Raw genomic sequence first — 371 nt, forward strand, 5'->3', positions numbered from 1 at the left:
TCAAATACAAGCTTCATAACGAGATAAGGCATCAATGAACCTTCAGCATAGTGCATCCAGTATTGGTAGTTTAAATATTCTTCAGTGTTGATTTCCGGCTTTAGATTTGGAGCGTACTGATTCACTAGATAATCGATGATAACCGCAGACTCTGCAATTTTATTTTCGCCATCTTCCAAGATCGGAGCCTTACCAAGAGGGTGCACTTCCTTAAGTTTTTCTGGAGCTAGGTAGGTAGTAGGGTCTCGCTGATAGGATTCTATTTCAAAGTCTAGCCCTAACTCCTCTAAGGCCCAAATAACGCGTTGAGATCGTGAATTATTCAAGTGGTGCAACTTAATCATTTCTACATCCTATATACTATTAGTTCA

General features: G+C 39.6%; 1 protein-coding gene. It reads right to left on the reverse strand.

The genetic code is table 11. The features are described 5' to 3' along the window. The coding region (locus A3761_RS01645; protein WP_197472727.1) for a glutathione S-transferase at positions 1 to 344 on the reverse strand (344 nt) is incomplete at its 3' end. Positions 345 to 371: the final 27 nt, after the last annotated feature.

Source organism: Oleiphilus sp. HI0123, assembly GCF_001635315.1.